7 protein-coding genes are annotated in these 4,829 nt (G+C 40.9%); 6 read left to right on the forward strand and 1 reads right to left on the reverse strand.

Translation table 11 applies throughout. The features are described from left to right. The first annotated feature begins 436 nt into the window (after window positions 1–436). From lgt to IQ211_RS17855, 6 genes are all read left to right on the forward strand, one after another. Window positions 437–1,327, forward strand: a complete 891-nt coding sequence (lgt, locus tag IQ211_RS17830) for a prolipoprotein diacylglyceryl transferase (RefSeq protein ID WP_189760934.1) — start codon at window positions 437–439, stop codon at window positions 1,325–1,327. Next, the gene (gene thyA, locus IQ211_RS17835) at window positions 1,324–2,118 is read left to right on the forward strand and encodes a thymidylate synthase (RefSeq protein WP_189760933.1); all 795 of its coding nucleotides are present in this window, start codon (window positions 1,324–1,326) and stop codon (window positions 2,116–2,118) included. The genes lgt and thyA overlap by 4 nt, the downstream gene beginning before the upstream one ends. Before the next feature lie 229 nt (window positions 2,119–2,347). Then, the gene (locus tag IQ211_RS17840; RefSeq protein WP_189760932.1) at window positions 2,348–2,854 is read left to right on the forward strand and encodes a prepilin peptidase-dependent protein; all 507 of its coding nucleotides are present in this window, start codon (window positions 2,348–2,350) and stop codon (window positions 2,852–2,854) included. After that, window positions 2,851–3,462 carry a prepilin peptidase-dependent protein gene (locus IQ211_RS17845; RefSeq protein ID WP_189760931.1) on the forward strand — a complete coding sequence of 204 codons (612 nt, stop codon included), beginning with the start codon at window positions 2,851–2,853 and terminating at the stop codon, window positions 3,460–3,462. The genes IQ211_RS17840 and IQ211_RS17845 overlap by 4 nt, the downstream gene beginning before the upstream one ends. Before the next feature lie 127 nt (window positions 3,463–3,589). Next, a complete protein-coding gene (locus IQ211_RS17850; protein ID WP_262985616.1) occupies window positions 3,590–3,928 on the forward strand; it encodes a YgdB family protein in 339 nt (112 codons plus the stop codon). Further along, window positions 3,925–4,302, forward strand: coding sequence for a prepilin-type N-terminal cleavage/methylation domain-containing protein (locus IQ211_RS17855; RefSeq protein WP_189760929.1), 378 nt, complete (start codon window positions 3,925–3,927; stop codon window positions 4,300–4,302). The genes IQ211_RS17850 and IQ211_RS17855 overlap by 4 nt, the downstream gene beginning before the upstream one ends. Window positions 4,303–4,541: 239 nt before the next feature. On the opposite strand, the gene IQ211_RS17860 is transcribed toward IQ211_RS17855, so the two are convergent. Then, a partial coding sequence (locus IQ211_RS17860) for a hypothetical protein (RefSeq protein WP_193836434.1) occupies window positions 4,542–4,829 on the reverse strand: 288 nt, incomplete at its 5' end.

Consider the following 4,829-nt stretch of genomic DNA (forward strand, 5'->3'; position numbering starts at 1 on the left):
AGTGTTTATACCCATGCAACTTCAAGTTGTAATTTGCAACACAATATGAAACCTGATATCTCCCCGCTTCGCGGGGAGATATCACACGCATCTTGAAGTTAGATTGGTATAAAGCATATAAAAACCAGGTCATGCTCCCAATAGTTAGATTTATTACCTGAGATAGAATTCACGCTCAATAAACGTTCCTATCACTTTATCGTGCATCTCTTCGGATTACCACAACATCTAATCATTGGGAGCATGACCCTTAACCGAGTTTGTAGTCTCTACCAAGGTTCATAAGAAGTGCCACGACAGTCACTTGTGGTCTAATGGTGGGAGCAAGTCACTTGCCTGTGTTATCATCTGCGATTATTTGTCTTAACCCGTTCAAGTCATATAATTTATTCACACAAGATCATTCATTCACACAACATATTTTTAGTGGGGAACGATGAGCACTAGCTATCTGGCATTTCCTAATATTGACCCAGTCATATTTTCAATCGGGCCTGTATCCCTCCACTGGTACGGTTTTATGTATCTGGTTGGCTTTGTTTTTGCCATGTGGCTGGCAAATCGCCGTGCGGCAAAGCCAAACAGTGGCTGGAACAAAACCGAAGTTGAGAACCTACTGTATGCAGGGTTTGTCGGGGTTTTCGTCGGTGGGCGCCTCGGTTATGTCCTGTTTTATAATCTCCCAATGTTCCTTGATAACCCGCTTTATCTGTTTAAAGTTTGGGATGGCGGAATGTCTTTCCACGGTGGATTGATAGGCGTTATCTGCGCCATGTGGTGGTTTGCGCGCCGCACCAAGCGTCACTTCTTGCAAGTCGCAGATTTCATTGCGCCATTAGTTCCCTTTGGCTTGGGAATGGGGCGCATCGGTAACTTTATCAATGGAGAATTGTGGGGGCGTGTTACGCTTGATACACCGTGGGCGATGTTATTCCCAGGTTCTCGCAGTGAAGATATCGCAATGGCTACCACCAACCCTTCGCTATGGCCAATTCTGGAAAAATACGGTGTTTTGCCCCGCCATCCATCACAGCTCTATGAAATGGTGCTGGAAGGCATCGTATTATTTATCATCCTCAATTTATTTATCCGTAAACCGCGCCCGATGGGGAGTGTTTCAGGTTTATTCCTGATTGGTTACGGTGCATTTCGCATAATAGTCGAATTTTTCCGCCAGCCTGACGCACAGCTTGGGCTGTTTGAAGGGATAAGTATGGGGCAAATCCTTTCTGTCCCCATGATCTTAGCGGGAATACTTTTGATGATATGGGCGCATAAATGCCCTGGCAATAAAACTCGTAATAACAAGGTACAAGAGGCAAAATGAAACAGTATCTGGATTTAATGAAAAAAGTGCTGGAAGAGGGCACGGCAAAAGACGACCGCACGGGGACGGGAACCCTGTCTATCTTTGGTCATCAGATGCGTTTCAATTTGCAAGAAGGTTTTCCGTTGGTAACAACCAAGCGTTGCCATATTCGTTCTATTATCCATGAGTTGCTGTGGTTCTTGAATGGCGACACCAACATTAAATACCTGCGTGATAACGGTGTGTCTATTTGGGATGAATGGGCTGACGAAAATGGCGATTTGGGGCCTGTTTATGGTAAACAATGGCGTGCCTGGGGCTCTGCGGATGGTCGTCAAATCGATCAATTAACTCAGGTTATTGAGCAGTTGAAAAGTGATCCTGATTCACGTCGGATCATCGTTTCTGCATGGAACGTTGGGGAATTGGATAAAATGGCGTTGGCGCCATGCCATGCTTTTTTCCAGTTCTACGTGGCGGACGGAAAACTATCCTGCCAGCTTTACCAGCGTTCTTGTGACGTGTTCTTAGGATTGCCATTCAACATTGCCAGCTATGCTTTATTGGTACATATGATGGCCCAACAATGTGATCTTGAAGTCGGTGATTTTGTCTGGACGGGGGGAGATACCCATCTTTACAGCAACCATTTGGAACAGACCAAACTGCAATTAAGCCGTGAGCCACGAGCGTTACCTAAATTAGTTATTAAGCGCAAGCCAGACTCATTGTTTGATTATCAATTCGAAGACTTTGAAATTGTGGATTACGATCCGCATCCCGGTATTAAAGCCCCCGTTGCCATTTAATCCTCTTTTTCCATCCTCAAATTTGGGGATGGAAAATTCATTTAATCCGAATCAATAGTTCACCTTATTAATTTTGTGAAGCATCACGCAATTAAAATGCAACAAAATAAAATATATATTTTCCTTTCAAAGCGCTTCGCATAATTAAATTGTGACACTGTTCATTTAGCTCCTAATCGTTGATATTCCCCTTGAATAAAATTGAACTGAATATAGCCACCAGAAAATAATGGAATATAAAAATATTAACAATCACAATGGATTTACCTTATTAGAACTTATGATAGCAATACTCATTATTTCGATTAGCTTATCCTGGGGATTATATCATTGGGGGAAATATCAAAGTCGCCAGCGTTTGCAATCGGCAGTACATAATGTGTTGTCTTTTATGGAAAGACAGCAGGCGTTAGCAAATTATTTAAATCAGGATCGTACCTTATGGTTAGTGATAGGTCAGCCTTGGTGTTTAATATCGTCTGTCACCAAAATTGTTGCTTGTGATGAAGGCGATGGGGAACGCGTTCATTCTCCTCACGAAGATGTGTTTGTGTCATTTTCTACGATTGATCGCATTGATTTTTACGGGATCAGAAATACCGCAATGCCAGCCAGTTTCACGCTGGCAAATTCGGCGGGTGAAGTTAGTGTCATTGTTTCTGGACGTGGGCGAATTAGAACATGCAGCAATACAATTCACTCGTTTCCTCAGTGTGAGGGAATAAAAACCCCATGATTCTGACTATCTTTTGTTGCAAGCAAAAACAGGCAGGATTCTCTTTGTTGGAAATAATGGTCGCACTGCTCATCAGTAGCGTAATTTTTATTGCCATGACAAAAACGTATCCGGTTTTATCAGGCCAAATTCTCGATCTCTATCGTAAATATAGATTGCATTATTTGGTGAACCGAACGGCCCATTTGCTGGAGAAAGATATTCGGCGAGCAGGTTATTGTCGGGATAGAGAAAAATGCAAAGGTGATCCATTGATAATTAGCAATAAAAATACAGAAATGACCAACTCCTGTTTTATTGTTGCTTTTGATCTCAATTTAAATAATCAATGGGAAAAACCGGGACACATTGAATCTGAATTTTTTGGTTATCGCTTAAATAACCGAGCTCTTGAGTGGGGGAGAGGGGCAGGCGATTGTCAGGAAAGTGGTTGGGAAAGGTTATTTGATCCAAAAGAGATTGCCATTGATGCTTTTCATCTTGAGAAATCACAAGCAAAAGGTGGGGTGATTTTTGTCACTTTGTCTATTGATGCCCATTGGTTGAAATCCCCGTCCATTGTGTACCGTCACCAAGCTACAATCCGGCTGCGTAATATCCGAAAATAAAGATATTGGGAAAAGAAAATAGATGGCAGATAAACAACAGGGAAATATTCTGCTGATATCGATAATGATGCTCTTGGCGTTGAGTTTGATGATGTTGAAAGCGCTTCATTACCAACAGGAAAATGCGATGCTTATGATGATGGATGAACAAAATTATTTGCAGGCTTTTTGGCGCGCTGAATCATCATTGATATGGGGAAAGGCGCAATCATGGCAGATCAATCAGCAAGAAATGGGCGCTTGGGTTTGTCTTCAACACACTGAATTTCATTTGCAAAGTTGTCTCAAACACTATTCAGACAATCTTTTTTTATTAAAAGGTATTGCTCAATTTGCATCAGGAGAAAAGCTCGAACTTTATCAATGGATGAAACAGGTGAAACCGTTAAATCAAGAGACACTTATTCCTATTGAAAGCGGTTGGTTGGATTTTTGCCCTGTTGCTCAAGCTGAGTTTTGTTTATGAAAACCAAACGACAAGAGGGGATGAGCTTACCGGAGGTCATGATTGCGTCAGCCGTATTTGCGATCTCTTTATTGGGTTTAATGCGTTACCATCAAGCACTGTCAGCTAATTTCCAACAATATTGGGGGCAGCTTAAGGCAGTACGATATGCTCATAATCAGTTGGAACAGTATGAACGTTTGTCAGGTCAGATTGATTTGCAGAAAGTAGCAGAAGAAACCGCCATACAGCGGGGATGGAAAATGGAAGTGCAGCGAGAGTTTTGTTCCTGGGGGTGTTATCAGGTAACGGTTAATCTGACCGTACATTACAATAAACCAAGTAAATTAGGACGCTGGTTTTGTGCAGATGGGAGGCATAAAACTGAAATCTAATATGGTCTACTAAAGTAAATTAATTAAATAAAAATACTTAAAGGTGAACAGTTTTATTCCTAATTCTTTAATAGAAGGGTAATCAAAAAGGTTTTTTCTGGCAGGTGTTTTTTAGCTTTCCGATTGATCGGGTTAATGTATTAGAACGATCAATCGGAGAAGGCAAGCGCAGCGCGTCAGTGTCAATCTGAATAGGTCAAAAATGAGAAACAGGATCACACAAATTCGGATACAAGCTCCTATTTCCAGATGCAATCACCTGTTTTTTCATCATAAGCATGCCAATTTTCATTAAACTCAATTTCTTTACCTTCTTTATTTTTATATGTGAAACCTGAGAATCTTGCTCCCTGTGAAATAACTGTATATGTTCCATTAATTTCTCCTTTAATTATTTCATTCCATACTATATTATAATTAGATCGCCTTGTATCTATTGGTATTTCATTATCTTTAACAATATTAATTGGTATGGCTGTATCTGATTTTTCATACTTTACATAGCCTAGATAGGCTTTATCTTTTTC

It is taken from the genome of Xenorhabdus griffiniae, from assembly GCF_015163655.1.
In the GTDB taxonomy this organism is placed as follows: Bacteria; Pseudomonadota; Gammaproteobacteria; order Enterobacterales; family Enterobacteriaceae; genus Xenorhabdus; species Xenorhabdus griffiniae.